Raw genomic sequence first — 26,072 nt, 5'->3', positions numbered from 1 at the left:
GGCCCGAAGGCCCGCGCGGCTTGTCCTTAGCGTCCCTGCTCATCCGCCTTGCGATAGGCGGCGGCGAACAGGCGGATGAATTCATCCAGAATGCCATTTTCGCTTGCGGTCTTGGCGTCCCAGCGCGCGACGAAATTCTCCCAGGCGCGGGCCTTGCGGTTACCGGCGATCCCGGCCTTCGTCTCGGTCTCGATCTGGCCGGGGTCCAGATCTTCCAGAAGCTCGATCAGCGCGGGCTGAAGGGCGGCAAACAGCGCGCCCTGATGGCGGCGCAGATCCTTCAGCGCCTCGTCAAAGCCTGCCGCGCCCGACAGGAAACCCGCGCGCGGCTGCAAGAACATCGCATCCATGGCCTGATCGGCGTCGGGCAGGAATTTCAGGGGATTGTTGTCCGTCGCCCCGCGCATGGTGCGTTCGCCCGCGCGGGTGAAATGCCGCGCAGCCGAGCGCTCCTGCAAGGCCGCCATCAGGTTCAACGTCACCGTCCGCAGCGTTTCCCCCAGCATCCGGCCCAGGGCATCGGGTGGCGTGGCCGCCAGCAGTTCGGGCGGCAGACCCGCGCCTTGCGAAAACGCCTGCAGGAAAACCTGATATTCGGGCGCAGGCGTGGCGGCGGGTGGCGCAACCGGGGGCGTCACGGCTGCCGCCTCGGGCACCGGGGGCGCAAAGGGCGAATGCCCGTCAGCGGCCACGGGTGGCGGCTGAAGCGGCGCGGGGCCGGGCTGCAGCGGCGCCTCTTCGGGGAAAGAGATGAAGTCGCTGACGAAATCCTGCTGCCGTCGCACCTCGCCCGAGGGCAGAGGGTTAACGGGCTCGAACCTCTCGCCCGAGATCGCCCAGGGGTCCTCGAACTGCGGCTCATGCACGGGCTGGCCTACGGAATATTCGGGCAGGGATTCGGGCATGAAACCGGGCTCTTCGGGCGCGTCCAGCAGCGCCACGATGATATATTGCCCGACCTGGAAGCGGTCACCGTTCCTCAGCGCATGCGCCCCGTCGATGCGGTGCCGGTGCCCCTGAAGGAAGGTGCCATTCGTCGACATGTCGCGCAGCCACCACAGCCCGCCGTCGAAGGTCACGTCGAAATGATGCCCCGAGATATGGCGGCTGGCATCGGGCAGCACCCAGCCCATGCCTTCGCGGCGTCCTGCCTGCAGCCCCCGCTCGGGGACGCGGATGCTGACGGGGCCGCCGTCATCCAGGACGCGATAGTTTTCGATCTGCAGCGTCAGCGTCATGTCAGATCAATACGCCCGGAACAAGGCTTCGGCCATATCAAGAAACCGCGCCAGATAGACCGAGCGCTGCGACAGCTGCGCCCGCGCGAGGCAGGACAGCACCGCGCTATTGATCGCTACCGGAGCCTTATGCGCTGGCGGACGCTCGGGGTCGTTGGGCGCAGGACCGCCCGTCGACCAGCCGACCGCCAGCCCCAGAAAGACCGACGGATGCCGGACCGGGGCCCAAAGCGCGTCCATCATGATCTGGTGGCGCATGCGGGTGGTCGGCGTCGCCAGCCAGACGGCGATGTTCTCCATCATCTGACGCTCGGTCGGGTTCAGGTGATCGGCCATCATCCGCAGACATTCATAGGCCCAGCCGACCGCGACATTGGGAAGCGAGGCGAAGGCCGTGAAAGTCACCGCCTCTTCGGGCGTGGTCGAGCCGCGCAGACGGCGCAGGAAGGCCAGCCCCTCTTCGCCCGGCAGCGGGCGCAGCTTCACCAGCCCGGGCAGATAGTCCCGGTCCAGCACGAACAGCTCGGCCGGGCTATCGACGCGTAGCGATCGCTGGGGAGGTTGGGTCTTTTCGCTTACGTCTTTGGCGGTCATTCAGGCCACTTGTCCACTCACGGGCATGGATATGGTCGCACTTGCGCGCATGTTCGGCGGATTATGAAAGCTTGCCCCGGCAGGCGCAACCCGGCGCACCGGCAGGCATGGGGCTGAGGCTCAGGAAATCTTCATGTCCGCGGTGGCCGTGACGATCTTGCCCGTCGCGCCCGAGTCGGCATGCAAGGTCTTCGAGCCTAGAACCGCGACGTCACGCCCCCCGATGTTCCACTGCGACGAGCCCTCGACGATGACCGCCCCGCAGGTGGTGATCGAACCCACAACGGCAATCTGACGCCCGCCAGAGATGGAATTGCAGGGCGAGGAGATGATCCGGTTGTCCGGCAGCCGATGAATGCTGCATTCGTGACGATCACCGACCAAGGCAACATTTTTCATGGGGAAACACACTCGACCTGTTCACTTGCAGGCGGGATTATACCGATTTGTACAGCGCCGTCTTGCCCAAAATTCCTCAGCCGCTACACGGTGTTAACCAATTGCGCTGCAACCCGGTCGCCGAAACCGGAAGCCAGCAGGCAGAGTTGCAATCTTTACAAGCACCAATCCCGGTGCTTTCTACGAAAGGCGGATCGTCGCGTCGGCCCGCCAAGGTAACGAAAGCCGCAGCTCTGATGCGGCCCGGAGGTTGATGGTGACGCTTAAGGACAAGAAGGTCCTTGTGGTGGGAGGTGCCGGTTTCATCGGTCGGCATGTCGTCCGCCAACTGCTGTCCGACGGCGCGCAGGTCGCGGTCCTTGATGTCACGCGACTGCCGGATGACCTGTCGCGGGTCGATCAGGTCACCGGCTCGATCACCGATACGGCGCTGTTCGCCTCGACCGTTTCGGGCTGCGATACGGTGGTGTTCCTGGCCAACAGCTCGCTGCCTGGTTCGGCCAATACGGACCTGTCGTCCGAGATCCATGACCATGTTCAAACCACGATCAAGGCGGCCGAAATCTCGAACGCCCAGGGGGTGAAGCGCTTTGTCTTCGCCTCTTCGGGGGGCACGGTCTACGGCTACAGCTCCGATCAACCGCTGGCCGAGGACATGCCGACCGCGCCGATCAACGCCTATGGTGTGTCGAAGCTGTCGATCGAGCACTACCTGCGCCTGCTGTCCCGGCTTCGGCCTATGCAGACTGTCTCGCTGCGGGTCTCGAACCCTTATGGCGAGGGGCAGTTGGCGCTGCGCAATCAGGGCTTCGTCGCGGCCGCAATGCAGCACGCCATCAGCGGCAAGACCATGCCGATCTGGGGCGATGGCTCGGTCGAGCGTGACTTCATCCATGTCTCGGACGTGGCGGCTGGCTTTGCCGCCGCCTGCGCCGCAGGTGAGGTGCCGCCGGTCGTCAACATCGGCTCGGGTCAGGCGCTGTCACTGCTGGATCTGCTCAAGATGATCGAGCCCGCGCTGGGCCGCCCCGTCCCCGTCCAGTTCGAGCCGGGCCGCGCCATCGACGTGGCGCGCAACGTGCTGGACATCTCACGCGCGCGTCAGGCGCTGGGCTGGTCGCCCCGCATTTCGATGGCCGAGGGGCTGTCGCGGACGGCCCGCTGGTGGCTGGACCGCGAAGCTGCCGGGCGCAGCCAATGACACCTCAAGGCCCGGCCACGCCGGACTTTCCCTATTCGCAGCTTCGATGGAACCGGAACACGCATGTCTGCTGAAACGACCAAACTACCCCTGCCCATGCTGGGGCTGACCAGGGACGATCTGAAAGCGCATTTCAACGCGGCCCAGTATCTGGAGATCAACGGCGACGTGAAAGCCGCCGGGGCAGACCCGCTGGATCACTATCTCGGCTCCGGCTGGCGCGAGGGCCGTCGCCTGTCACATACGTTCGAGCCGAAATTCTATCGCGAGCGGCACATGGGTGATTACCCTGACGCCTGCCCGCTGGCGCATTACGTCCGCTTCGGCATTCCGGGGAAGTTCACGACCGATCCCGATCAGGCCGAATTCGTCAAACTCGTGCGCGCGAATGACCGCAAATGGCAAAAGCAGCTTGCGGGCATACTGGCCGCCTTCGGTCGCGATGCGTCGCTTCTGTCCCCTGCGGCCATCGGCTCGCATCTGCAGGCGATGTTCTCTGCCCCCGCTTATCGCCAGCTGCGCGGGATCGAGCCGAATATCTCGGACCTTGAATGCTTCACGCGCTATCTGGTTTTTGACTTTGCGCAGGGCATCAGCCCAGGGCCGCTGTTTGACAACGAATATTACCTTCAGCGGGCAAGTGCGGCCAATCTGCCGCCGATGAAGCCGCGTCAGACGCCGTTCGAGCATTGGGTCGAACACGGGATCGAGGCCGAGATCGTACCGAACCGCCTGTTCCACGACCCGGATTATCGCCAGCTTCACCCCGAGCTTTCGCGCGCCATCTGGCCGTTCGAGCATTTCCTGTTCAACGGCCAGAACGACAAGCGCCGCTTCACCAAGGATCTGGTGATTAATGAGACCGGGATGATCCCCGGCCGCTCGGTCGGTCTGCAATTCGCCGATGAGTTCGGCCGCAACAAAGAGGCGCTGGACGAGCTGCAGAAGATGCGCAATTTCCGCATCTCTCACCGCTTCCGCGAGATGTTTGCCCAGGCGAACGCGCTGGAGCCCGACATCGGCCTGACAGTCGACCTGCCTTCGGTCATGCCGCCCTGGCACGATGCGGCCTTCCGGGTGTGCAAGCGCGCGCTGGAACGCCTGCCCGAGGGTCGGTTCGAATCCGTGGTGCTGATCCCCTTCTGCAAGGTCGGCGGCGCGGATTATGTCGCGGGCATCCTTGCGCAGACGCTGGCGCAATCGAAAGGCCCGGTGCTGGTCATCCAGACCGATCAAAGCGAATTCGCGCGCCCCGACTGGTTCCCGGGTATCGCGCGGGTCGATCTGTCGGATGTGCTGAACGCGGCGGTGGGCGATATCCGGACGCAGGTCCTTTATACCGTCCTGCGCAAGCTGCGCCCGGCGCAGATCTTCAACGTGAACAGCCGCGCGGGCTTTGACACTTTCGTGCGCTTCGGTCGCCAGCTGGGCTATCAGTCCTCGCTGCACAGCTATTACTTCTGCGCCGACCGCACCGATCAGGGGGCGATGGTCGGCTATCCGATCCTCTATTTCGCGGATATCTTCGGCAAGCTGACCACCTCGATCACCGACAGCCAGTCGCTGGAAGAGGAACTGTCGGAACGCTTCGGCCTGCCCGCCAGCATGCGCAAGGGCCTGCGCACCATCTATACCCCCGCTATGCTGGAAACCCTGCCCACCCCCGTCGTGCAACAGCAGGTCGCAAACGCCGGGAAACGCAGCCGGCCTGCGCTGATCTGGGCCGGTCGGCTCGACAAGCAGAAGCGGTTCGACATCCTGCAAGACGTCGCCCGAAAGATGCCCGAGGTCGATTTCCTCTGCTGGGGCAAGGCTGTCCTCAGCGGCAAGGGCGACGCGCTGGACCTGCCCGAAAACGTCACGCTGAACGAGCCGTTCTCAAGCTATGATGAACTGCCGCTGGAACAGGTCGACGGCTTTTTCTACACCGCCGATTGGGACGGCATCCCGACCATCCTGATCGAACTGGGCGCGCGCGGCATGCCGATCACCGCCAGCGCTGCGGGTGGCGTGCCCGAGCTTCTGGGCGAAGGGCGCGGTTGGACCGTGCCCGTCGGCAGCCCCGTCGACGCTTATGTCGAGGCGCTGCGCCAGATGCTGGCAAGCCCCCAGGACCGCGTGGCGCGCGCCACCGCGCTGCAGGACTACGTCCGCCGGGTCCACAGCGTCGAAAACTATCGCAAGTCTCTGGACGCCATCCTGACCGAGGACCTCGCATGACGCAGCTTACCGCCATCATCAACGGCCACCGCGAAGGCGTCATCGCGGGTGTCACCGCCCGCAACGCCCTGGAAACCATTGCCCATGCCGAACAGCAAGGCATGGAGATCGAGCTGATGGTCATTCTGGACCGCGCCGACGATGCCACGCGCGAGATCATGCATGCCGGTCTGGGCGACCGCGCCAGCTTTCACGAAACGGAATATGGCGATCTGGGCCGCGCGCGCGTCTTTGCCACGCAGCAGGCCAAGGGTGAATTCTGCACCTTTCTTGATGCCGATGACCTCTGGTCGCTGAACTGGCTGACCGAGGGCTATGCCGCCGCCAAGAAACGTCCCGATGCCATCTATCATTCCCATTGCAACGTCATCTTCGGGATGGAGCGCAACCTGTGGTGGCACATCGACTCCGAGGGGCCGTTTTACGATCCGGACTATATGTCCTGGCAGAACTACTGGGATTCGCTGTCTTTCGCCGCGACCGAGATCTATCGCCGCCACCCCTATCGCCCGGTCGATACCCAGCGCGGCTTCGCCTATGAGGACTGGAACTGGAACATCGTCACGCTGAACCACGGGATCGCGCATAAGCCGGTGCCGGGGACGATCCATTTCAAGCGCCGCCGCCGTGGCTCACTGCTGTCGGTCGTGGCGCGCAACGACGCGGTCGCCAGCCCGGATTGATCGCGGGCTGATCGGCAAGGAAAAACGGCCGGGCGTGATGCCCGGCCGTTTGCTTTACAGGAACCGTTTCAGGTGCCCCGCCATCATCGGCGGCACATTGGGGTCGACGACATGTTCGGGGATGGTGACATTCCCGCGCCAGGCGACGCCCATGATCTGCATGGTATTGTAAAGGCGCACCTTGAAGCCCGCGTCCTGCATCACCGCCAGCCCCTTGGCGACATGGGGCGAGGTCAGGTCGTGGAACATCACCACCGCATCGGGGGCCAGATGGTTCAGCACCTCGCGCGCATCATCGGCAGGTGCCTCGCCGTCGTGATCGCCGTCGATGAAGGCGAAGGAGTAAGGCTCTTCCGCGCTGTCGCGAACCTCCTTGACGCCCGCAGGCGACAGGCTGCTCCACAGGCGATAGCTGCCGGTCGTCTTGACCCCGTCCAGAGCCTCCGAGATCTGCGCCTTCCGCTCGGGATCGGCGATGGCCGGGTCCATGCAGTCAAGCCGCAGGCCCGCCGCCAGAAGATGCGCGGCGGTCCAGCCGAAATGAGTGCCGATCTCCAGCCCGCGACGCCCTTCGAACTGGCGTGCGACGGCATAGAGACAGGCGGCTTCCTCGGCCGAGGCATTGCCGGTCGCATGGCCGGTATGGCGTGTGTCCGAGCGCCAGATATGCGGCGTCTGCTTGCGCAGATATTGCCAGCCGATCTTCCAGGGGTTCTGCGCCTCGGCAAAGGGAAAGAGGGGCAGCAGGTCCGGCGGCTCCATGCCCGGGGGCACATAGTCATAACGCTCGATCCCGGCGCCGGTCTGCTCTTCGATCTTGACCGCGCCGCGCCCGGTATAGTCAATCGCCCAGAGCATCGGCTTGGTGAAGGGGCATTCCGGATCGGCAAAGTAATCCTGCACCGCCAGCCGGGCACCGTGCCAATGCCCGAAATCGTCGATGATCAGGATGCCGCCCTTGTTGAGGCGCGGATAGAGGACGCGCAATTCCTCCAGCGTGCTGTCGTAGAAATCGGTATCCAGCCGCAGAAGCGCGATGCCCAGCGTCTGGGTGACCTTCAGCGTCTCGCGCACATCGCCCTTGATCATGCGGATACGGCGCATGTCATAGCCGGTGCTTTCCATCGCCGCGCGCACGCCGTCGATCCCGGCGGCGGCCTTGACCAGCTCGGCCAGCTTGTCGCCCCGGATGCCCTCCATCAGCGCATCGGCATGGTGGCCGTCGACGTCGACATCGACCTCGCCCGCCTCGGTCATGCCTTCGAACGTGTCGAACATATAGATGTCGCGATGGCCCGCGCCGCGCTGCAAAAGCGTCAGCGCGATCAGCATGGAGGAGCCGCCCCTCCAGACACCGCATTCCACGAAAGCGCCCGGGGTTTCATTGTCCAGAATCGTGTTGATCGCGCACCAGAGCGCATATCCACGTTCCCGCGAGGTCATCGTATAGGGCTGGACCTTGTCCCAGAGGGTCTGGAATTCGGGCTCGGTCCCGATTTTCGGTGGCACGCTCAGCGGTTTCGCCTTTCGATGGGGCCGACAGTCCGCGCGACTGCCCGCGTTTTCGCCTGAGCCAGTGCTAAGCGGCGCATGACGGTACGGCAAGGCCCCAACTGCCGGGAAAAGGTGGCATTTTGGCGAGTGTGGCACAGATCCGCGCTTGCGGTGCAGGGGATCGGCAGGACGCTTGGGCGTCAGCTTGGAACTGTCGCCGACATGCCATAATCTTGCCGCAATCACCAAGGACGGATCATGGACAGGATCATCTTACATATCGGCACCGAAAAGACCGGCACCACGTCGATTCAGCATGCGCTGGCCCATGACCGTGACGCGCTGGCGGCCCGTGGCATCCTGTTTCCGCGGCTGTTCGGCTCGGAAAACCATATGGAAATCGCCGTTTATGCGGCGGATGATGAGCAGCAGATGGAGCTGCGCCTGTTCGAATTGGACAAGGCCCAATGCGACCTGCCCGAATATCGCGAGCGGCTGCGCCGGCGACTGGCCGATGAGTTCGCGGCCAGCGGCTGTCACACGATGATCATCTCGAACGAGCATTGCCACAGCCGCCTGCTGACGCAGACTGCGATCGAGCGGTTGAAGGACCTGCTGACCCCCTTCTGTCCCAATATCGAGGTGCAGGTCTATCTGCGCCGTCAGGATCAGCTGGCCGTGAGCCTGCATTCGACGCGGTTGAAGCTGGGCGGCGCGGGCGAGATCTTTCCCGCGACCACCCCGGTTCCGGCCTATTTCGCCTTCGACAGAATGCTGCAGCTTTATGGGCAGTTCTTCGGGCAGGAGAATATCTCGGCCCGGCTGTTCGAGCCCGCGCGGCTGGCGGGTGGCGACATCGTGACGGATTTCTATTTCCGCGCCGGGATCGATCTGCCCAAACCGGCGCTGCCCAAGGCCAATGAATCGCTTTCCGCCAAGCAGGGCCAGTTTCTGGAAGAGTTCAACCGCCGCTTTCCCCTGGTGGTCAACAACAAGATCAACCCGCAGCGCGGGCCGATTTTCAGCGTGATCAGCAAGGTCGGGCAATCCGCGCCCTACCGTCCGGCACGGCCCGAGGCCGAGGCGTTCTATGCCGCCTTCACCGAGGGGAACGCCTGGGTGCGCGAGACCTTCTTCGCCGATCTGGACCGGGCCACCCTATTTGACGAAAGCTTCGCCAGCTATCCCGAGACCGCTGAAGATGCGGCGCTGACGCCCGATGAGATCTTCGAATTTGTCGACGCGATCTGGAAGCACACCCGCTATCTGGAACAGAAGCAGGCCAGTTGAGCGGCCGCGCCGGGGGCTGTCTGCCCCCGGACCCCCGAGGATATTTGCGGCATGAAAGAAGTCAGGCGCTGCGGCGATAGGAGCCGGGCGTCTGGCCGGTCCATTTCAGGAAGGCGCGGTGGAAGGCGCTGGGCTCGCTATAGCCCAGCCGTGCGGCGACCTCGGCCACGCTGAGGCTGGCGTCGGGCAGCAGGCGTTGGGCCAGGACCGAGCGCAGCTCATCCTTGATGGCGCCGAAGCTTTGCCCCTCGGCCTGAAGGCGGCGGCGCAGGGTGGGCGCGGACATGCCGAGCCGCGCGGCCATGGTGTCGAAGTCGGGCCAGTCGACGGGCGGCTCTGCCCCGAGGCGTGCGCGCACGCGCGAGGACATGTCGTGGTCGTGGCGGTAGCGGATCAGGATATTGGCCGGGGCCTCGCGCAGGAAGGTTTCCAGCGCGGTTTCGCTGCGCACGACCGGCAGGGTGAGGTAGGAGGAATCGAAGACAAGGCGGGTGGTCTGTTGCTGGAACCGGACGGGCGCGCCGAAGAAGCTGCGATAATCCTGACGGTCCTGCGGCGCAGGGCAGGCGAAGTCCAGAAGGCGCAGCGGGACGCGGCGGCCGATCAGCCAGCAGGCCACGCCCATGAGAATCAGCCAATAGGCGCGATAGGCAAAGGCCGGGCGGGGGTGGGCATCGGTCAGGGTGATGACGGCTTCCCCGTCACGGATGCGCATCTCGCCCGAGGGCTCATCCAGGATGACGTTCAGGAATTGCAGCGAGCGGCGTAGCGCACGTTCCAGATTGCCCGAATGCAGCACCGCGTGGCACATCAGGTCAAAGCTGCCCGGCCGCATGGCGCGCGCGCCGAGGCCGAAGAATTCGTCCTGAATTTCCTGCGCAATCCCCCACCACAACCGCCCGTATTGCACATTGGTGACCGGCTGCGTGACGGTCTCGGGCAGGCCCACCGCGCGCAGCAGCGGCGCGGTCGGGATCTGCCGCGCCCTGAGGCAATCCAGCGCATCCTGCACGAAGCCCGGCGCGATGTTGTGGCGTTCGGCCATTCCTCACCTATTGCAAAACCGATCAGGTATTTGGCCACTCAATGTCATTGTTTGCAAGACAGTTGCCATTAACCTTTCGCCATCTTGCGCCTTTGAGGGGAAAGGCGCGGCATTGGAGGATCAACGGATGACCGACACGCCAGTTGCAGCGGCAACGCCAAGCTATGCAGATGCCAGCCGTAACTTTCGCATCGAGACCGAGATTGCGCGCCTGTCCGGCAATCTGGACGCGCTGAACGCCTGCGTCGAATGCGTCGACCGCCACACCGGGCAGAACCGTCTGGCGCTGCGGGCGATCTCGGCCGAGGGCACGCTGAGCGAATACAGTTTCGAGGATCTGCGCGATCTGTCGGCCCGCATGGCGAATGTGCTGGCAGCGCAGGGCGTGAAGGCGGGCGATGTGGTCGCGGGACTGCTGCCGCGCTCGGTCGATCTGGTGGCGACGATCCTGGGCGCCTGGCGTCTGGGCGCGGTCTATCAGCCGCTGTTCACCGCGTTTGGGCCGAAGGCCATCGAGCACCGCTTCCAGATTGGCGGCACGCGGCTGGTGGTCACCAATTCGGCCAACCGCAGCAAGCTGGACGAGATCGCCGATCTGCCCCGCGTGGCAACGGTGCTGGCCTCGGGCGATGCGCCGCGGACCGGAGATCTGGACCTTGGGGCCGCGCTGGCGACCGCCTCGGTCGAGTTCGCGCCGGTGATGCGCAAGGGCGATGATCTGTTCATGATGATGTCGACCTCGGGCACGACGGGGCTGCCGAAGGGCGTGCCGGTGCCGCTGCGCGCGCTGCTGGCCTTTGGTGCCTATATGCGCGAGGCGGTCGGGCTGCGGTCCGACGACATCTTCTGGAACATCGCCGATCCGGGCTGGGCCTATGGGCTTTACTATGCCGTGACCGGCCCCTTGCTGCTGGGCGTCGCGACGACGCTTTACGAAGGCGGCTTCACCGCCGAATCGACCTATGACCTGATCGAGCGTCTGGGCGTCACCAGCCTTGCCGGTTCACCGACTGCCTTCCGTCTGCTGCTAGCTGCGGGTCCTGAGGCCGCGCTGCGGGTGAAGGGCAAGCTGCGGGTCGTGTCCTCGGCGGGCGAGCCTCTGAACCCGGAAGTCATCCGCTGGTTCGATGAAAATCTGGCCGTGCCGATCTTTGACCATTACGGCCAGACCGAGACCGGGATGGTCGTCAACAACCACCACGGCCTGTCGCATGCGGTGCGCGCGGGCTCGGCCGGGTTTGCCATGCCGGGCTATCGCGTGGCCGTGCTGGATGAGGCCGGGAATGAGCAGGGGCCGAACCAGCCGGGCGTCCTGGCCATCGACATCGCGAACTCTCCGATCCTGTGGTTCACCGGCTATTACCAGAAGGACACGCCCGCGATTGAAGGCGGCTATTACCGCACCGGCGACAGCGTGGAGTTCGAGCCCGATGGCTCGGTCAGCTTCATCGGGCGTGCGGATGACCTGATCACCTCCTCGGGCTATCGGATCGGGCCATTCGACGTGGAAAGCGCGCTGCTGGAGCATCCTGCGGTCACCGAGGCCGCCGCCGTCGGCGTCCCCGACCCCGAGCGGACCGAGATCGTGAAGGCCTATGTCATTCTGGCCGCAGGCCAGCAGGGCAGCGAGGCGCTGGCCGAAGAGCTGCGCCAGCATGTCAAGAAGCGCCTTTCGGCCCATGCCTATCCGCGCCTGATCGATTTCGTCACCGAACTTCCCAAGACGCCCTCCGGCAAGATCCAGCGCTTCCTTTTGCGCAAGGCCGAGGTCGAGAAACAGCAAGCAGAAAAGGCCTGAGCCATGCAATTGACTGACAAGGTATTTCTGGTGACCGGCGCAGGCTCGGGTCTGGGCAATGCGGTCGCCCGGATGGTGGTCGAGAATGGCGGCAAGGTCGTGCTGCTGGACATCAACGCCGAGGCCGGAGAGGCCGCTGCAGCCGAACTGGGCGCGAATGCGCGGTTCCAGAAGACGGATGTGACCAGCGACGAGGACGGTCAGGCCGCCATCAAGGCCGCACTGGACGCCTTTGGCCGCATCGACGGGCTGGTGAATTGCGCAGGCGTCGCGCCGGGCGAAAAGATCGTCGGTCGCGATGGTCCGCATCGGCTGGAGAGTTTCGCGCGCGCCGTCTCGATCAACCTGATCGGGACCTTCAACATGCTGCGTCTGGCCGCCGAGGCGATGACCAAAAACCAGCCCGACGCCAGCGGCGAACGCGGGGTGATCATCAACACCGCCTCGATTGCGGCCTATGACGGGCAGATCGGACAGGCGGCCTATGCCTCGTCCAAAGGCGCGGTCGCCGCGCTGACCCTGCCCGCCGCGCGCGAACTGGCGCGCCATGGCATCCGCGTCGTGACCATTGCCCCCGGCATATTCAAGACCCCGATGATGGCGGGCATGTCGCAAGAGGTGCAGGATGGCCTGGGGGCCTCGGTCCCCTTCCCGCCCCGCCTGGGAGATCCGGCGGAATATGCTTCCATGGTCCGGCATATCGCCGAGAACCAGATGTTGAACGGCGAGGTCATCCGCTTGGACGGTGCCCTTCGCATGGCCGCGAAATAAGGAAGAAGATCATGGCAAATTCCGACCCCATCGTCATCGCCGGAGCAGCCCGCACCCCCATGGGCGGCTTTCAGGGCGACTTCGCCTCGACCGAGGCCGCCGATCTGGGCGCGGTCGCGATCCGCGCCGCGCTGGAAGGCGCGGGCCTTGCGCCCGAGGCCGTCGAGGAAATCATCATGGGCTGCGTCCTGCCCGCAGGTCAGGGTCAGGCCCCGGCCCGTCAGGCGGCCCTGAAAGCCGGTCTGCCGCTGGGCGCGGGCGCGACCACGGTGAACAAGATGTGCGGCTCGGGCATGAAGGCCGCGATGCTGGCGCATGACCTGCTGCTGGCAGGCAGCGCTGACGTGATCGTCGCGGGCGGCATGGAAAGCATGACGAACGCCCCCTATCTGCTGCCGAAGGCGCGCGGCGGCTTCCGCATGGGCCACGGTCAGGTCATGGACAGCATGTTCCTCGATGGGCTTGAGGACGCCTATGACAAGGGCCGCCTGATGGGCACCTTTGCCGAGGATTGCGCGCAAGCCTACCAGTTCACGCGCGAGGCTCAGGACAATTACGCCATCACCTCGCTGAAGCGGGCGCAGAAGGCCATCGAGGACGGGCTTTTCGCCAATGAGGTCGCCCCGGTGACCGTGCGCGCCGGCAAGGGCGAGGCGGTGATCCGCATCGACGAACAGCCCGGCAAGGCGCGTCTGGACAAGATCCCGACGCTGCGCCCCGCCTTCCGCGAAGGCGGCACGGTGACGGCGGCGAACTCGTCGTCCATTTCGGACGGCGCGGCGGCGCTGGTGATGATGCGCGCATCCGAGGCCGAAAAGCGCGGCCTGACCCCGCGCGCCGTGCTGGTCGGCCACACCACCCATGCCGACAAGCCGAACCTGTTCCCGACCGCGCCCATTGGCGCGATGCGGAAGCTGGCCGAGAAGACCGGCTGGAACCTCTCGGACGTCGATCTGTTCGAAGTGAACGAGGCCTTTGCCGTCGTCGCCATGGCCGCGATGCGCGATCTGGACCTGCCGCATGACAAGGTGAACATCCACGGCGGCGCCTGCGCCCTTGGCCACCCGATTGGGGCCTCTGGCGCGCGCGTCATGGTGACGCTGCTCAATGCGCTGGAAACGCATGGCTTGACGCGCGGCGTCGCCTCGCTTTGCATCGGTGGGGGCGAAGCCACCGCTGTCGCCATCGAAAGGATCATCTGATGCTACTGACCGAACTGCAGGAACAGATCCGCGACGCAGCCCGTGACTTTGCGCAGGAGCGTCTGGCCCCCGGTGCCGCCGAACGCGACGCCGAGGCCCGCTTCCCGCGCGAAGAACTGACCGAGATGGGCGAGCTTGGCTTCCTTGGCATGCTGGTCCCCGAGGAATACGGCGGCTCGGACCTTGGCACGATTGCCTATGCGCTGGCGCTGGAGGAAATCGCGGCGGGCGACGGCCCCTGCTCGACCATCGTGTCGGTGCATAGCTCGGTCGGCTGCATGCCCATCGTGAAATACGGCACCGAAGCGCAGAAGCAGAAATACCTGCCGAAACTGGCCTCGGGCGAATGGATCGGGGGGTTCGCGCTGACCGAACCCTCGACCGGTTCGGACGCCGCCGCAATCAAGACGCGCGCGGTCAGGGACGGCGACCATTACGTGCTGAATGGCTCGAAGCAGTTCATCACCTCGGGCAAGAACGGCAAGGTCATCATCACCTTTGCCGTGACCGATCCGGCGGCGGGCAAGAAGGGCATTTCCGCCTTCATCGTCGAAACCGACACCCCCGGCTATGAGGTGATGACGGTCGAGAAGAAGCTGGGCCTGATGAGCTCGGACACCTGCGCGATTTCCTTCACCGACATGCGCGTGCCTGCAGAGAACCTGCTGGGCGCGGAAGGCGAGGGGCTGAAGATCGCGCTTGCGAACCTTGAAGGCGGGCGCATCGGCATCGCCGCGCAATCCGTCGGCATGGCGCGGGCGGCGTTCGAGCATGCGAAGGCCTATGCCAAGGAACGCATCACCTTCGGCAAGCCCATCGCCCAGCATCAGGCGATCTCTTTCATGCTGGCCGATATGGCCACCCGGATCGAGACCGCGCATCAGATGGTCCTGCATGCCGCCGCCCTGCGCGAAGCGGGCCTGCCCTGCCTGACCGAAGCCTCGATGGCGAAGCTGGTGGCGTCGGAAATGGCCGAGAAGGTCTGCTCGGACGCGATCCAGATCCATGGCGGCTATGGCTATCTGCGCGATTACCCGGTCGAACGCATCTATCGCGACGTCCGCGTGACCCAGATTTACGAAGGCACCAGCGAGGTGCAGCGGCTGGTCATCGCCCGCAGCCTGTAGCGATTCGACCCCTCTGACAGAGGCAAAACAACGCGCCGGGCAGGGAAACCGACCGGCGTTCCCATACCTAGGTCGTGGAAAATCGCGGCCCGTACCAATTATCTTCTATTTTTATAAGCTGTTTATATTTCCCTCTGGTCAGCCTTGCGGATTTAGGGCTAAGTCGGCGCGCTCTCGCCTTCGTGAACGCGGGGGCCATCACGATCAGTCTGTTACATGGGCTGGTGCCGCCATTGTCATGAGGTCGACCTGAACCCGACTTAGCCCGCGCACAGCCTTTCCCGCCATTGCGATTCTTCCAACATTTGCGCCGTCATACGGCCGCGGAGAGCCCACTTGCATTCAAACTCACCCTCATCCCCCGCGCTGCCCGTCAGCGACCGCCTGTCAAACCACGACATCGCCCCCGTGAAAAATCAGGACTGGGGGGTCTACAACCTCTCGGCCATGTGGATGTCGAACGTCCACAGCGTGGCGGGCTATGTGTTCGCCGCCAGCCTGTTCACGCTGGGTCTGGGCGGTTTTCAGGTGTTTTCGGCGCTGATCGCCGGGATCATGCTGATCTATGTCTTCACCAACCTCGCCGGTCGCGCCGGGCAGAAATACGGCATCGCTTTCGCCGCCTTCTGCCGCCCCGCCTTCGGCGTCTTCGGCGCGAACATCCCCAGCATGATCAAGGCCTCGACGGCGACCTGCTGGTACGGGATCCAGACCTGGGTCGCTTCGACCGCGCTGGTCGTGGTCACGCTGCGGCTGGCCCCCGGCTCGGCTGCGCTGAACGACAACTCGATCCTCGGCATGTCGACGCTGGGCTGGATCTGCTTCCTCGTGATGTGGTTCTCGCAACTCGCGGTCTTTTACTACGGCTGGGAGGCCATCCGGAAATTCACCGACTGGGCCGGTCCGGCCATCTATCTGGTGATGTTCCTGCTGGCGGGCTGGATCGTCTGGAAAGCCGGCGGGCTTCAGCACATCGACTTCAGCCTGAGTTCGGAGCAACTGACCGGCGGGCAGGCGATCTCGGCCTGGTTCACGGCGGTCGCCTTCACCGTGGCATGGTTTGCCGGGACAACGCTGAACTTCGCCGACTTCTCGCGCTTCCTGAAATCGCGCAAGGCGATGCAGCAGGCGAACTTCCTGGGCCTGCCGATCAACTTCGCGCTGTTTGCGCTGGTGACGGTCGTGACCACCTCGGGCGCGCTGAAAGTCTTTGGCGAGCTGATCACCGACCCGGTGCATCTGGTCGCGCGTCTGGACAACGTGACCGCGATCATGCTGGGCGCGCTGACCTTCATGACGGCGACGATCGCGACCAATATCGTGGCGAACTTCGTGTCGGCCGCGATGGACCTGACGAACCTTGCGCCCAAATACCTGACCTTCCGCCGGGCGGGCGTGCTGGCCTCGCTGCTGTCGGTCGCCGTGATGCCGTGGAAGCTTTATTCCGATCCGGTCATGGTGCAGTACACGCTGGGCACGCTGGGTTCCTTCATCGGGCCGATCTTCGGCGTCATCATCTGCGACTACTACTTCATCCGCAGGCAGCAGATCGATCTGGACAGCCTTTATAGCGAGGATCCGCGCGGGAAATACTGGTATTCCAGCGGCTTCAACGTGAACGCCATCATCGCGCTGGTGCTGGCGGCGGCGGTTGCGCTGTCGATCTCGCAGCTGTCGGAGTTCAGCGGGCTGGCCGCATTCTCGTGGTTCTTCGGCGCAGCGGCGGGTGGCCTCTTCCACTATCTGCTGTCCGGCCAGAAGGCCCGGGCATGAGCGGCACCCTGAGCGATCAGCACCTGCTGGCGGAAGCGCTGGAGGAGGCCCGCAAGGGCGTCGCCTCGGGCGGGATGCCCTTCGGCGCGGTGCTGGTCATCGGCGATCGGATCGTCAGCCGGGGTCACAACCGGCAGATCCAGGACGGCGACTTTCTGGCCCATGCCGAGATGACCTGTCTGGGTGCGTTCCTGAAGTCCCACCCCGGCCCGCTGAAGGGCGATGTGGTGCTGGCCGCAACCGAGGCCCCCTGCCCGATGTGCGCAGGCGCGGCCATCGTCGCGGGCGTGTCGCGGATCGTGATTGGCGAGACGCATCACTACAGCGGCGCGCATGACTGGCTGCAGACGCAAGAGGTCGAGCTGGCCGTCTATCAGGACCCGGCCTGCATCGATCTGGTGACCGAGTTCCGCCGCGATCACGCCGATCGCTGGAACCGCTTCAGCGCGGGCTGAACCGTTGCCCATCGCAGCGCCGGAGGCCTTCCGGCGCTGCCCCTAGCCCGCAACCGGGGTCCAGATGACCTCATCCAGACGCGGCGCGCCGGTGGCCAGCATCACCAGCCGGTCAAAGCCCAGCGCACAGCCCGAGGCGGGCGGCATGAAGGCCAGAGCGGCCAGAAAATCCTCATCCAGCGGATAGCGTTCGCCATAGACGCGCTGCTTCTCGACCATTTCCAGAATGAAGCGGCGGCGCTGCTCGGCCGGGTCGGTCAATTCGCCAAAGCCGTTCGCCAGCTCGACCCCGCAGGCGTAAAGCTCGAATCGCTCGGCCTCGCGCGGATCATCGGCGGCGCGGCGGGCCAGAGCGGCCTCGGCAGCGGGATAACGGTCAAGGATCAGCGGACGGTGATGGCCCAGATGCGGCTCGACCTTCTCGACCAGAATGCGGGACATGATGTCGGACCAGTTGTCATCGAGCGCGGTACGGATGCCCTGCGCCTCGGCCATGGCGCGCAGGGCGGGCTCATCCGTCTCGGCCCCGTCGCAGGTGGCCAGCAGGTCAATCTTGGCGAATTCGCGAAACGCCTCGGCCACGCTGACGATCTCGGGCGTAGCGAAGGGGTCGCAGCTCGCCTCGCGGTGGCGCAACTCCTCGGCCCCGGCAGCCTCGGCGGCCAGCCGCAGGTAATGCGCGCAATCGTCAAAGAGCACGCGATAGTCCTGACCCGCGCGATACCATTCCAGCATGGAAAATTCCGGGCTGTGGGTGACGGTATGTTCGCGGTTGCGCCAGACATGGGCGAAGGAAAAGATCCGCTCTTCGCCCGCCGCCAGCAGCTTTTTCATGGCGAATTCGGGGCTGGTGTGCAGATACATGGGCCGCGTCGCACCATCGTTGCCGATCTGCACAGTCTGGAAGGCGTGCAGATGCACCTCATTGCCGGGGCTGATGACCAGCGCGGCCGGGTCGATCTCCAGAAAATCCTGCGCCTCCAGCCAGTCGCGGATCGCGCGCTGGATGCGGTTGCGCGCCAGCAGCAAGGGACGCCGGTCGGCGTGGCGGTTGCGGTCCCACCAGGGGCTGGAAAGATCTGCGGGCTTGCTCATCAAAGGCCTCCTGCGTGGCGCACGCTAATCGCTGGCGATTTCGCATCGAATAGGCTAAAGGGCGGCATCTTCGTCGGCGTTTCACCTAGCCGACCATCGGTTCATTGAAAAGCAGACAAGGGAAACACCTTGAAAGTCATCGCCTCGAGCCTTCGCAAAGGCAACGTCGTCGAACTCGACGGCAAACTTTACGTCGTCCTGACCGCCGCCAGCTTCCACCCCGGCAAGGGCACCCCGACCACCCAGATCGACATGCGTCGCATCTCGGACGGGGTCAAGGTGTCGGAACGCTGGAAGACCACCGAGCAGGTGGAGAAGGCGCATGTCGACGAACGCGAATACGACTATCTTTACAACGATGACGAGGGCTTCCACTTCATGGAGCCGGTCAGCTACGAGCAGGTCGTCGCCGCCAATGACGTCATCGGCGACGATGAGGTTTTCCTGGGCGAAGGCGTGCGCGTCTATCTGCAGGTCCACAACGGCATCCCGATCTCGATGTCACTGCCGCAGCGTGTCGTCGTCGAAATCGCCGAGACCGAGCCGGTGGTGAAGGGCCAGACCGCATCGTCAAGCTATAAGCCTGCGATGGCGACCAATGGCGTGCGCGTGATGGTTCCCCCGCATATCGACGTGGGCACCCGGGTGGTCATCAACACCGAAGACCGTTCTTATGTGGAACGCGCCAAAAACTGAGTTTCCGGAAGGGGCCGCAAGGCCCCTTTTCGCTGCCTATTCGTCGCTTTCCATCCGATAGCGGAAGTCGCAATGGCTGGCGCCCTTCATGATCGTCTGCGTCCGCGTCAGCTTCATGTCGGGATTGTAGCCGATGCAGAAATCGCCATCGCGGCTGCAGGACAGCAGATGGCCGATCCGGCCCAGACCCATTTCCTGATACATCTCGGCATAGCGGCAGCGGCGGACGTCGAAATCCAGCCGCTCGGGTGAGGCATGCAGCGTCTCGATCTCCAGCGCGCCATCGCGGGTCCAGTTGGGCAGGATATCGGCGAAGTCCTGAAGGTCCGGCGCATGATCCAGCGTCGCCGCAAAGGCCTGCCCCTGCTGGATCGCCGATTGCGTCACCGCCGCGCCGATGACGGCATCAGCCTCATCCCGGCCCGAGCGCGCCTCGATCACCTCATGGACGTTTTTCAGGATCATCGCCTCTATGCGGCGGCGTTCAAGAATCGAGAGGTTGTCGGACATGGCTATGGCTTTCGGCTGTGCTGGACCGCCCCAGCCAAGCAGGATCGCCGCCTGCGCGCAAGCCTGCCGCGTCGATAACTTGCAGCTATCATTGGCATCACAACAATTAACTTATCGCAATCGAATTGGGCTGATAGCCTGTCGTCAAATGAATTCCAGCCGGGCGGTTTCAGGACGATTCCCCCCCGGTGGCGGCGACATGTGAACGGAGAGAACAATGGATCAGAACCCAGCTTCGACGGGCGGTTGCCCGGTCATGCACGGCAGCAACCCGATTGCGGGCTCGCGCGGGCGCAGCAACCGCGACTGGTGGCCCAATGCCCTGAACATCGCGATTCTGCATCAGAATGACCGCAAGGGAAATCCGATGGACCCGGATTTCAACTATGCGAAGGCCTTCGAGGCGCTGGATCTGGACGCCGTCAAGGCCGACCTGACCGCGCTGATGACCGACAGCCAGGACTGGTGGCCGGCGGACTGGGGTCACTATGGCCCCTTCCTCATCCGCATGGCCTGGCACAGCGCCGGGACCTACCGCACCGCCGACGGTCGTGGCGGCGCGCGCTCGGGCACGCAGCGCTTCGCGCCGCTGAACAGCTGGCCCGATAACGTCAACCTCGACAAGGCCCGCCGCCTGCTGTGGCCGGTCAAGCAGAAATACGGCAATGCGCTCAGCTGGGCCGATCTGATGATTCTGGCGGGCAACGTCGCGCTGGAGTCGATGGGCTTCAAGACCTTCGGCTTTGCCGGTGGCCGCGAAGACGTCTGGGCCCCCGAGGAAGACATCTATTGGGGCGATGAGGGCAAATGGCTGGAATCGACCCGCTACAGCGGTGAGCGTGATCTGGCGAACCCGCTGGCCGCCGTGCAGATGGGCCTGATCTATGTGAACCCGGAAGGCCCGGACGGAAACCCCGACCCGCTGGCCTCGGCCCGCGACATCCGCGAAACCTTCGCCCGGATGGCCATGGATGATGAGGAAACCGTGGCGCTGATCGCCGGGGGCCACACCTTCGGCAAGACCCATGGCGCGGGCGATGCCGCGCAGGTCGGCCCCGACCCCGAGGCCTCGCCCATCGAGCAGATGGGTCTGGGCTGGAAGAACTCTCAGGGCACCGGCAATGCGGGCGACACCATCGGTTCGGGGCTGGAGGTCGTCTGGACCTCGACGCCGACGAAATGGTCGAACAACTTCCTGTGGAACCTCTTTGGCTATGACTGGGAACTGACGACCAGCCCGGCAGGCGCCAAGCAATGGCAGCCCAAGCACGGCATGGGCGCGAACTCGGTGCCGGATGCGCATGACCCGAACAAGCGCATCGCGCCGTCGATGCTGACCTCGGACATCGCGCTGAAGGTCGACCCGGTCTATGAGCCGATCGCGCGTCGCTTCTATGAAAACCCCGACCTCTTTGCCGAGGCTTTCGCCCGCGCGTGGTTCAAGCTGACCCACCGCGACATGGGGCCGAAATCGCGCTATCTGGGCAAGGAAGTCCCGGCCGAGGACCTGATCTGGCAGGACCCGATCCCGGCGGTCGATCACGCGCTGATCGACGCGGCCGATATCGCGGCGCTGAAAGCCAAGATCCTCGCCTCGGGTCTCAGCACGTCCGAGCTGGTCGCGACCGCATGGGCCTCGGCCTCGACCTTCCGCGGCTCGGACCTGCGCGGCGGCGCCAATGGTGCCCGCGTCCGTCTGGCACCGCAGAAGGATTGGGAGGTCAACCAGCCCGAGCAGCTGCAGAAGGTGCTGGCCGCGCTGGAGGCCATTCAAGCCGAGTTCAACGCCAGCGCCGCTGGCGGCAAGAAGGTCTCGCTGGCCGATCTGATCGTGCTGGGCGGCAATGCGGCCATCGAGGCGGCGGCGAAAGCCGCGGGCGACAGCCTTGAGCTGCCCTTCGCGCCGGGCCGCATGGATGCCTCGCAGGAGCAGACGGATGCCGAAAGCTTCGAGCCGATGGAGCCCGAGGCCGACGGTTTCCGCAACTGGCAGCGCGGCGCCTACCGCACGCCGACCGAGGAAATGCTGGTCGACCGCGCACAGCTTCTGAACCTGACCGCACCCGAGATGACCGTTCTGGTTGGCGGTCTGCGGGCGCTGAACGCGAACCACGGCGGGACGGCGCATGGCGTGCTGACCCATCGTCCGGGCCAGCTGACGAATGATTTCTTCGTCAACATCCTGGACATGGGCACCGCCTGGGCCCCGACCTCCGAGCGGGCGGACCTGTTCAACGGCACCGACCGCAAGACGGGCGAGCAGAAATGGACCGCGACCCGGGCCGATCTGGTCTTTGGCGCGAACTCGATCCTGCGCGCGCTGGCCGAGGTCTATGCCCAGGCCGACAATCGCGGCAAATTCCTGCGTGATTTCGCCGCTGCCTGGACCAAGGTGATGAACGCGGACCGCTTCGACCTGCAGTAAGCGGACCGGCCAAAATCGAACGGGCGCCCTTGCGGCGCCCGTTTTCATGTCCGCCTAGCGGTCGGCGTGCTGGACGACCGCGTGCAACAGGACGTTCAGCCCGGCCTCCAAATCCTCGGGCTCGCAGGATTCGCGGTTGTTATGAGTGATCCCGCCCTTGCAGGGGGTGAAGATCATCACCGTCGGGCAATGCAGTGCCATGTGATAGGCGTCATGGCCCGCCTGAGACTTGATGTCGCGCCAGTTCCAGCCCTGCCGCACCGCCTCATCCCGCACGAGCGCGATCAGCGCCGGATCGAAGATGTCGCCGCCCCAGAACCATTCATCCTCGACCACCGCTGTGCAGCCTGCCCGCGCGGCGGCCTCTTGCGCGGCGCGGCGCATCTTCTCGGCCATGACGCGGGCGGTGATCAGGTCGGGATGGCGCACATCGGCCACGCATTCGGCGGTCTCGGACAGGATCCCCGCCTTGTTCGGCCATGCCGTCAGGCGAGAGCCCGTGGCCTTGCCGTCATGCACCGCGAAATCCCAGCCGATGTCATCGACCGCCGTAAGAAAGCGCGCGCCCGCGATCAGCGCATTGTGGCGCAGGTCCATGGGCGTGGGGCCGGTATGGGCGGTCTCACCCTCGAAGCGGACGCGCATGCCGTGGCTGGGATAGCCGCCAGTGACGACGCCCATCTGCCGCCCCTCGGCATCCAGAATGGGGCCCTGTTCGATGTGCAACTCAAAATACGCGTCAACCGGGCCGCCCTTGCTGGGCGCATCGCCCAGATAGCCGATGCGCTGCAATTCGTCGCCGAAGCGCGCGCCATCATCGGCGGTCAGGTCGTGGCACCAGGCTTCTTCATAGCGACCGACGAAGCAGCCCGAGGCGACCATGGGCGGAGAGAAGCGCGCCCCCTCTTCATTCGTCCAGTCGACGATCACGATGGGGCGGCGCGTCACATGGCCCAGATCGTTGAGGCTGCGCACCAGCTCCAGCCCCGCCAGAACGCCCGCGATGCCGTCGAAGCGGCCACCGTTGACCTGCGTGTCCAGATGGCTGCCGATCAGAATGGGCGGCAGGTCATCCTCGCGCCCCGTGCGGCGGCCAAAGATATTGCCCATGCGGTCGACGGTGACCTCGAGCCCCGCCTCATGGCACCAGTCGCGGAACTGGTCGCGCATCTCGCGGTCGTCATCGGTCAGGGTCAGGCGCGCCAGACCGCCCGGTCGGCCCTGCCCGATCTGGGCGGAACGCTCGATCGTGGTCCAGAAGCGCCCCAGATCGACGCGCGCGTGCAAAGGAAGCCCCATGTCATGCCTCATGGAAGGGAAATCGGCACCACTCTGCCGGTTTCCGGGCGAAATACCAGCGACCCGAGCCGTTCCAAATATCGCAACACCATCTTTCGCAATCCGCGACTGGCTTGCCGGCACGCCTGCGCCCACATTGCCAGCAAGGACATCGCCATGATGCCAAAACAACAGGAGCCAATCATGATCAATCAGATTCAGGGCCTGCACCACGTGACGTCGCTGGCCAGTGACGCGCGGACGAACAACAATTTCTTCACCAATGAGCTGGGCCTGCGGCGGGTGAAGAAGACCGTGAACTTCGACGCCCCCGACGTCTATCACCTCTATTACGGTGACAAGCAGGGGACGCCCGGCACGGTCATGACCTATTTCCCCTTCCCCCATGCGGCGCGCGGCAAGCGTGGCGCGGGTGAGGTCGGACTGACCGGCTTTGCCGTGCCGAAGGGCGCGCTGCCCTATTGGCAGGACCGTCTGGCCGCGATGGGCACGGCGGGGCTGGCCCGCAGCAGTTCATTCGGGCAGGAACGCCTGAGCTTTCAGGGCCCCGACGGCGACGACTTCGCGCTGATCGAGGTCGAGGATGACGCCCGCGCCCCTTGGGAAGGCACCGATGTCCCGGCCGAGGCCGCCATTCGCGGCTTCCATTCGGCCCAGCTGCGGCTGCGGGATGAAGGCGCGACCTCGGAACTGCTGAAATACATGGGCTATCAGGTCCTTGACCATCAGGGCGACATGACCCGGCTGATCCGCGAAGGCGGCAACGGCGCTGATATCGTCGATATCGAGACGCTGCCCGGCGCGACAGCGGCCCGGCAAGGTGCGGGCTCGGTCCACCATCTGGCGTTCGCCGTGCCCGACCGGGCCGCGCAGCTTGAGGTGCGCAAGGCGCTGATGGACACCGGCTATCAGGTGACCCCGGTCATCGACCGCGACTATTTCTGGGCGATCTATTTCCGCACGCCGGGTGGTGTGCTGTTCGAAATCGCCACGAATGAACCGGGTTTCGACCGGGACGAGGATACCGCGCATCTGGGCGAGGCGCTGAAACTGCCCCGCCAGCACGAACATCTTCGTGCGAAACTTGAACAGAACCTGCAACCGATCGAAGGTTAAGTCATGGCCAGCTATCACTATATCGAGACCGAAGGCGCCGCAGTAGGCGCACCGCTGTTCCTGACCTTCCACGGCACCGGCGGCGACGAAAACCAGTTTCACGGCTTTGCCTCGCAGCTGGTTCCGGGCGCGCATGTGATCTCTGCGCGCGGGGACGTGTCAGAGCATGGCGCGGCACGTTTCTTTCGCCGGACCGGCGAGGGCGTGTATGATATGAAGGATCTTGCTGAACGAACCGGGGCGATGGCGCGTTTCATTGCCGAGCAGAAGCAAAGGACAGGGGCAAGCCGCGTGATTGCGATGGGGTTCTCGAACGGCGCCAACATCCTGGCCTCGGTGATGCTGACCCATCCCGAGGTGGTTGATGAGGCCGCACTTCTGCACCCGCTGATCCCGTGGCAGCCGCAACCGCAGCCGGGTCTGGCCGGACGACGCATTCTGGTGACCGCAGGCAAGCGCGATCCGATTTGCCCGCCCGAGTTGACGCGGCAGCTGAACAGCTATCTGGCCGCGCAAGGCGCAGATCTGACCGAATACTGGAGCGAGGGCGGCCACGGCATCGACCAGCCCGAGGTTCAGGCCATCGCCAGATTCTTCGGCCAGGGCCAAGGCTGAACGACACTCTCGACCGGCGGGGCTGATCCACAGCCGCCCCGCCGATCCCCAAGTCAAGGAAAGGACGCAAGATGAGCTGGAACCCGACCCTCGCCCCCGATTGCCCCGACACGACCTCGATGGACAGCATCGAGACGCTGATCATTCCCCGCAGCCGCGACCTTGGCGGGTTCGACGTGCGGCGTGCGCTGCCCTCTCCGAAGCGGCAGATGGTCGGGCCGTTCATCTTCTTCGACCAGATGGGCCCTGCCGAATTCCTGACCGAAGGCGGCATCGACGTGCGCCCGCACCCGCATATCGGGCTGGGCACGGTGACCTACCTCTATGAAGGCGAATTCCAGCACCGCGACAGCCTTGGCACCAGCCAGATGATCTATCCCGGTGAGGTGAACTGGATGCTGGCCGGCAAGGGCGTGACCCATTCGGAGCGCACCAGCCCCGAAACGCGGGTCAAACAGCATTCGCTGTTCGGCATCCAGACCTGGGTGGCGCTGCCCGAGGACAAGGAGGATCTGGCCCCCTCGTTCGAGCATCACAAGCAAAGCGCCCTGCCCTTCCTGAACGACAACGGCGTCTCGGCGCGGCTGATCCTGGGCGACGCCTGGGGCGAAAAGGCCCCCGTCACCATGCATAGCGAGATCTTCTATGCCGATGTCGTCATGCAGCCGAACACCGTGCTGCCGCTGCCCGACAATCACGAGGATCGCGGCATCTATGTGACCGAAGGCAGCATCGTCGTGGCCGGGCAAGTGTTCGAGAAGGGCCGGATGATGGTCTTCCGCCCCGGCGACCGCATCGCCATCCGCGCGGGCGAACAGGGCGCGCGGCTGATGGCCCTTGGCGGCGAGACGCTGAACGGTCCGCGCTATGTGTGGTGGAACTTCGTCTCCTCCTCGATGGAAAAGATCGAGGAGGCCAAGGAAGCCTGGCGGAACGAGGATTTCCGCAACGGCATGTTCCATCTGCCGCCGGGCGATGATCACGAATTCATCCCCGCGCCCGAGCGTTGATCTGAACCGGGGCCGC

23 protein-coding genes are annotated in these 26,072 nt (G+C 64.8%); 15 read left to right on the top strand and 8 right to left on the bottom strand.

Annotation, left to right across the window (positions count from 1 at the left end; genetic code table 11):
• Positions 1–26: 26 nt before the first annotated feature.
• The 3 genes from tagH to IQ24_RS10665 all read right to left on the bottom strand — a co-directional run bounded on the left by tagH (position 27) and on the right by IQ24_RS10665 (position 2,231).
• Positions 27–1,238: a type VI secretion system-associated FHA domain protein TagH gene (gene tagH / locus IQ24_RS10675; RefSeq protein ID WP_145397948.1), complete on the bottom strand. Its 1,212-nt coding sequence runs from the start codon at positions 1,236–1,238 to the stop codon at positions 27–29.
• Positions 1,239–1,244: 6 nt separating this feature from the next.
• A complete protein-coding gene (locus IQ24_RS10670) occupies positions 1,245–1,832 on the bottom strand; it encodes a DUF6931 family protein (protein ID WP_242008077.1) in 588 nt (195 codons plus the stop codon).
• 120 nt (positions 1,833–1,952) lie between these two features.
• On the bottom strand, positions 1,953–2,231 hold the full coding sequence (locus IQ24_RS10665) for a PAAR domain-containing protein (protein ID WP_145397947.1): 279 nt from the start codon (positions 2,229–2,231) through the stop codon (positions 1,953–1,955).
• A 253-nt stretch (positions 2,232–2,484) separates the two neighbouring features.
• On the opposite strand from IQ24_RS10665, the gene IQ24_RS10660 reads away from it, so the two are divergent.
• From IQ24_RS10660 to IQ24_RS10650, 3 genes are all read left to right on the top strand, one after another.
• Complete coding sequence (locus IQ24_RS10660) at positions 2,485–3,432, top strand: NAD-dependent epimerase/dehydratase family protein (RefSeq protein ID WP_145397946.1); 948 nt, start codon at positions 2,485–2,487, stop codon at positions 3,430–3,432.
• Positions 3,433–3,495: 63 nt separating this feature from the next.
• On the top strand, positions 3,496–5,652 hold the full coding sequence (locus IQ24_RS10655) for a glycosyltransferase family 4 protein (RefSeq protein WP_145397945.1): 2,157 nt from the start codon (positions 3,496–3,498) through the stop codon (positions 5,650–5,652).
• Positions 5,649–6,335, top strand: coding sequence for a glycosyltransferase family A protein (locus IQ24_RS10650; protein WP_145397944.1), 687 nt, complete (start codon positions 5,649–5,651; stop codon positions 6,333–6,335). Before IQ24_RS10655 ends, IQ24_RS10650 begins: the two co-directional genes overlap by 4 nt.
• A 54-nt stretch (positions 6,336–6,389) precedes the next feature.
• Here the strand turns inward: IQ24_RS10650 and IQ24_RS10645 are convergent, their stop codons facing one another.
• Positions 6,390–7,844, bottom strand: coding sequence for a class I SAM-dependent methyltransferase (locus IQ24_RS10645; protein WP_145397943.1), 1,455 nt, complete (start codon positions 7,842–7,844; stop codon positions 6,390–6,392).
• 243 nt (positions 7,845–8,087) lie between these two features.
• Here IQ24_RS10645 and IQ24_RS10640 point away from each other — a divergent pair, with 243 nt between their 5' ends.
• Positions 8,088–9,119, top strand: coding sequence for a hypothetical protein (locus IQ24_RS10640; RefSeq protein WP_145397942.1), 1,032 nt, complete (start codon positions 8,088–8,090; stop codon positions 9,117–9,119).
• Between the two features lie 61 nt (positions 9,120–9,180).
• On the opposite strand, the gene IQ24_RS10635 is transcribed toward IQ24_RS10640, so the two are convergent.
• Positions 9,181–10,164 carry an AraC family transcriptional regulator gene (locus IQ24_RS10635; RefSeq protein WP_145397941.1) on the bottom strand — a complete coding sequence of 328 codons (984 nt, stop codon included), beginning with the start codon at positions 10,162–10,164 and terminating at the stop codon, positions 9,181–9,183.
• A 127-nt stretch (positions 10,165–10,291) separates the two neighbouring features.
• On the opposite strand from IQ24_RS10635, the gene IQ24_RS10630 reads away from it, so the two are divergent.
• The 6 genes from IQ24_RS10630 to IQ24_RS10605 all read left to right on the top strand — a co-directional run bounded on the left by IQ24_RS10630 (position 10,292) and on the right by IQ24_RS10605 (position 17,290).
• Positions 10,292–11,962, top strand: a complete 1,671-nt coding sequence (locus IQ24_RS10630) for an acyl-CoA synthetase (RefSeq protein WP_145397940.1) — start codon at positions 10,292–10,294, stop codon at positions 11,960–11,962.
• Between the two features lie 3 nt (positions 11,963–11,965).
• Entirely contained in the window at positions 11,966–12,733 is a 768-nt protein-coding gene (locus IQ24_RS10625) for a 3-hydroxyacyl-CoA dehydrogenase (protein WP_145397939.1), read from the top strand.
• Between the two features lie 11 nt (positions 12,734–12,744).
• Complete coding sequence (locus tag IQ24_RS10620; protein WP_145397938.1) at positions 12,745–13,935, top strand: acetyl-CoA C-acetyltransferase; 1,191 nt, start codon at positions 12,745–12,747, stop codon at positions 13,933–13,935.
• On the top strand, positions 13,935–15,062 hold the full coding sequence (locus IQ24_RS10615) for an acyl-CoA dehydrogenase family protein (RefSeq protein WP_145397937.1): 1,128 nt from the start codon (positions 13,935–13,937) through the stop codon (positions 15,060–15,062). Before IQ24_RS10620 ends, IQ24_RS10615 begins: the two co-directional genes overlap by 1 nt.
• A gap of 336 nt (positions 15,063–15,398) precedes the next feature.
• On the top strand, positions 15,399–16,835 hold the full coding sequence (locus tag IQ24_RS10610; protein WP_199756543.1) for an NCS1 family nucleobase:cation symporter-1: 1,437 nt from the start codon (positions 15,399–15,401) through the stop codon (positions 16,833–16,835).
• Positions 16,832–17,290, top strand: coding sequence for a nucleoside deaminase (locus IQ24_RS10605; protein WP_145397936.1), 459 nt, complete (start codon positions 16,832–16,834; stop codon positions 17,288–17,290). Before IQ24_RS10610 ends, IQ24_RS10605 begins: the two co-directional genes overlap by 4 nt.
• Positions 17,291–17,332: 42 nt before the next feature.
• Here the strand turns inward: IQ24_RS10605 and epmA are convergent, their stop codons facing one another.
• Positions 17,333–18,385 (bottom strand): EF-P lysine aminoacylase EpmA, encoded by a 1,053-nt coding sequence (gene epmA / locus IQ24_RS10600; protein ID WP_145397935.1) that lies wholly within the window; start codon positions 18,383–18,385, stop codon positions 17,333–17,335.
• A gap of 129 nt (positions 18,386–18,514) precedes the next feature.
• On the opposite strand from epmA, the gene efp reads away from it, so the two are divergent.
• Positions 18,515–19,081 (top strand): elongation factor P, encoded by a 567-nt coding sequence (efp, locus tag IQ24_RS10595; RefSeq protein ID WP_145397934.1) that lies wholly within the window; start codon positions 18,515–18,517, stop codon positions 19,079–19,081.
• A 36-nt stretch (positions 19,082–19,117) separates the two neighbouring features.
• Here efp and IQ24_RS10590 read toward each other — a convergent pair whose 3' ends face one another.
• Entirely contained in the window at positions 19,118–19,591 is a 474-nt protein-coding gene (locus IQ24_RS10590) for an L-2-amino-thiazoline-4-carboxylic acid hydrolase (RefSeq protein WP_145397933.1), read from the bottom strand.
• A gap of 217 nt (positions 19,592–19,808) precedes the next feature.
• On the opposite strand from IQ24_RS10590, the gene katG reads away from it, so the two are divergent.
• The gene (gene katG / locus IQ24_RS10585) at positions 19,809–22,016 is read left to right on the top strand and encodes a catalase/peroxidase HPI (RefSeq protein WP_145397932.1); all 2,208 of its coding nucleotides are present in this window, start codon (positions 19,809–19,811) and stop codon (positions 22,014–22,016) included.
• Between the two features lie 54 nt (positions 22,017–22,070).
• Here the strand turns inward: katG and IQ24_RS10580 are convergent, their stop codons facing one another.
• Positions 22,071–23,315 carry a Zn-dependent hydrolase gene (locus IQ24_RS10580; RefSeq protein WP_145397931.1) on the bottom strand — a complete coding sequence of 415 codons (1,245 nt, stop codon included), beginning with the start codon at positions 23,313–23,315 and terminating at the stop codon, positions 22,071–22,073.
• Positions 23,316–23,498: 183 nt separating this feature from the next.
• Between IQ24_RS10580 and IQ24_RS10575 the strand changes: the two genes are divergently transcribed.
• The 3 genes from IQ24_RS10575 (at position 23,499) to IQ24_RS10565 (ending at position 26,056) form a co-directional block, all read left to right on the top strand.
• Complete coding sequence (locus tag IQ24_RS10575) at positions 23,499–24,431, top strand: VOC family protein (RefSeq protein WP_145397930.1); 933 nt, start codon at positions 23,499–23,501, stop codon at positions 24,429–24,431.
• A gap of 3 nt (positions 24,432–24,434) precedes the next feature.
• Positions 24,435–25,046 carry an alpha/beta hydrolase gene (locus IQ24_RS10570; RefSeq protein ID WP_145397929.1) on the top strand — a complete coding sequence of 204 codons (612 nt, stop codon included), beginning with the start codon at positions 24,435–24,437 and terminating at the stop codon, positions 25,044–25,046.
• A gap of 71 nt (positions 25,047–25,117) precedes the next feature.
• Entirely contained in the window at positions 25,118–26,056 is a 939-nt protein-coding gene (locus tag IQ24_RS10565; protein ID WP_145397928.1) for a pirin family protein, read from the top strand.
• Positions 26,057–26,072: the final 16 nt, after the last annotated feature.

Origin of the sequence: Paracoccus sulfuroxidans (assembly GCF_007830335.1) — a bacterium.
GTDB classification, from domain to species: Bacteria; Pseudomonadota; Alphaproteobacteria; order Rhodobacterales; family Rhodobacteraceae; genus Paracoccus; species Paracoccus sulfuroxidans.
The sequence above is the reverse complement of the archived record's forward strand: the minus strand, read 5'-3'. Positions and strand labels throughout refer to the sequence as shown.

Excerpts from the sequence above, each read along its gene's own strand:
- IQ24_RS10565 (WP_145397928.1), top strand. The coding sequence starts at position 25,118 with ATGAGCTGGAACCCGACCCTCGCCCCCGATTGCCCCGACACGACCTCG.
- IQ24_RS10670 (WP_242008077.1), bottom strand. The coding sequence starts at position 1,832 with ATGACCGCCAAAGACGTAAGCGAAAAGACCCAACCTCCCCAGCGATCG.
- IQ24_RS10660 (WP_145397946.1), top strand. The coding sequence starts at position 2,485 with ATGGTGACGCTTAAGGACAAGAAGGTCCTTGTGGTGGGAGGTGCCGGT.
- IQ24_RS10665 (WP_145397947.1), bottom strand. The coding sequence starts at position 2,231 with ATGAAAAATGTTGCCTTGGTCGGTGATCGTCACGAATGCAGCATTCAT.
- IQ24_RS10640 (WP_145397942.1), top strand. The coding sequence starts at position 8,088 with ATGGACAGGATCATCTTACATATCGGCACCGAAAAGACCGGCACCACG.
- katG (WP_145397932.1), top strand. The coding sequence starts at position 19,809 with ATGGATCAGAACCCAGCTTCGACGGGCGGTTGCCCGGTCATGCACGGC.
- IQ24_RS10580 (WP_145397931.1), bottom strand. The coding sequence starts at position 23,315 with ATGGGGCTTCCTTTGCACGCGCGCGTCGATCTGGGGCGCTTCTGGACC.
- IQ24_RS10615 (WP_145397937.1), top strand. The coding sequence starts at position 13,935 with ATGCTACTGACCGAACTGCAGGAACAGATCCGCGACGCAGCCCGTGAC.
- IQ24_RS10630 (WP_145397940.1), top strand. The coding sequence starts at position 10,292 with ATGACCGACACGCCAGTTGCAGCGGCAACGCCAAGCTATGCAGATGCC.
- IQ24_RS10655 (WP_145397945.1), top strand. The coding sequence starts at position 3,496 with ATGTCTGCTGAAACGACCAAACTACCCCTGCCCATGCTGGGGCTGACC.
- IQ24_RS10590 (WP_145397933.1), bottom strand. The coding sequence starts at position 19,591 with ATGTCCGACAACCTCTCGATTCTTGAACGCCGCCGCATAGAGGCGATG.
- IQ24_RS10620 (WP_145397938.1), top strand. The coding sequence starts at position 12,745 with ATGGCAAATTCCGACCCCATCGTCATCGCCGGAGCAGCCCGCACCCCC.
- IQ24_RS10605 (WP_145397936.1), top strand. The coding sequence starts at position 16,832 with ATGAGCGGCACCCTGAGCGATCAGCACCTGCTGGCGGAAGCGCTGGAG.
- tagH (WP_145397948.1), bottom strand. The coding sequence starts at position 1,238 with ATGACGCTGACGCTGCAGATCGAAAACTATCGCGTCCTGGATGACGGC.
- IQ24_RS10635 (WP_145397941.1), bottom strand. The coding sequence starts at position 10,164 with ATGGCCGAACGCCACAACATCGCGCCGGGCTTCGTGCAGGATGCGCTG.
- epmA (WP_145397935.1), bottom strand. The coding sequence starts at position 18,385 with ATGAGCAAGCCCGCAGATCTTTCCAGCCCCTGGTGGGACCGCAACCGC.
- IQ24_RS10570 (WP_145397929.1), top strand. The coding sequence starts at position 24,435 with ATGGCCAGCTATCACTATATCGAGACCGAAGGCGCCGCAGTAGGCGCA.
- IQ24_RS10575 (WP_145397930.1), top strand. The coding sequence starts at position 23,499 with ATGATCAATCAGATTCAGGGCCTGCACCACGTGACGTCGCTGGCCAGT.
- IQ24_RS10625 (WP_145397939.1), top strand. The coding sequence starts at position 11,966 with ATGCAATTGACTGACAAGGTATTTCTGGTGACCGGCGCAGGCTCGGGT.
- IQ24_RS10650 (WP_145397944.1), top strand. The coding sequence starts at position 5,649 with ATGACGCAGCTTACCGCCATCATCAACGGCCACCGCGAAGGCGTCATC.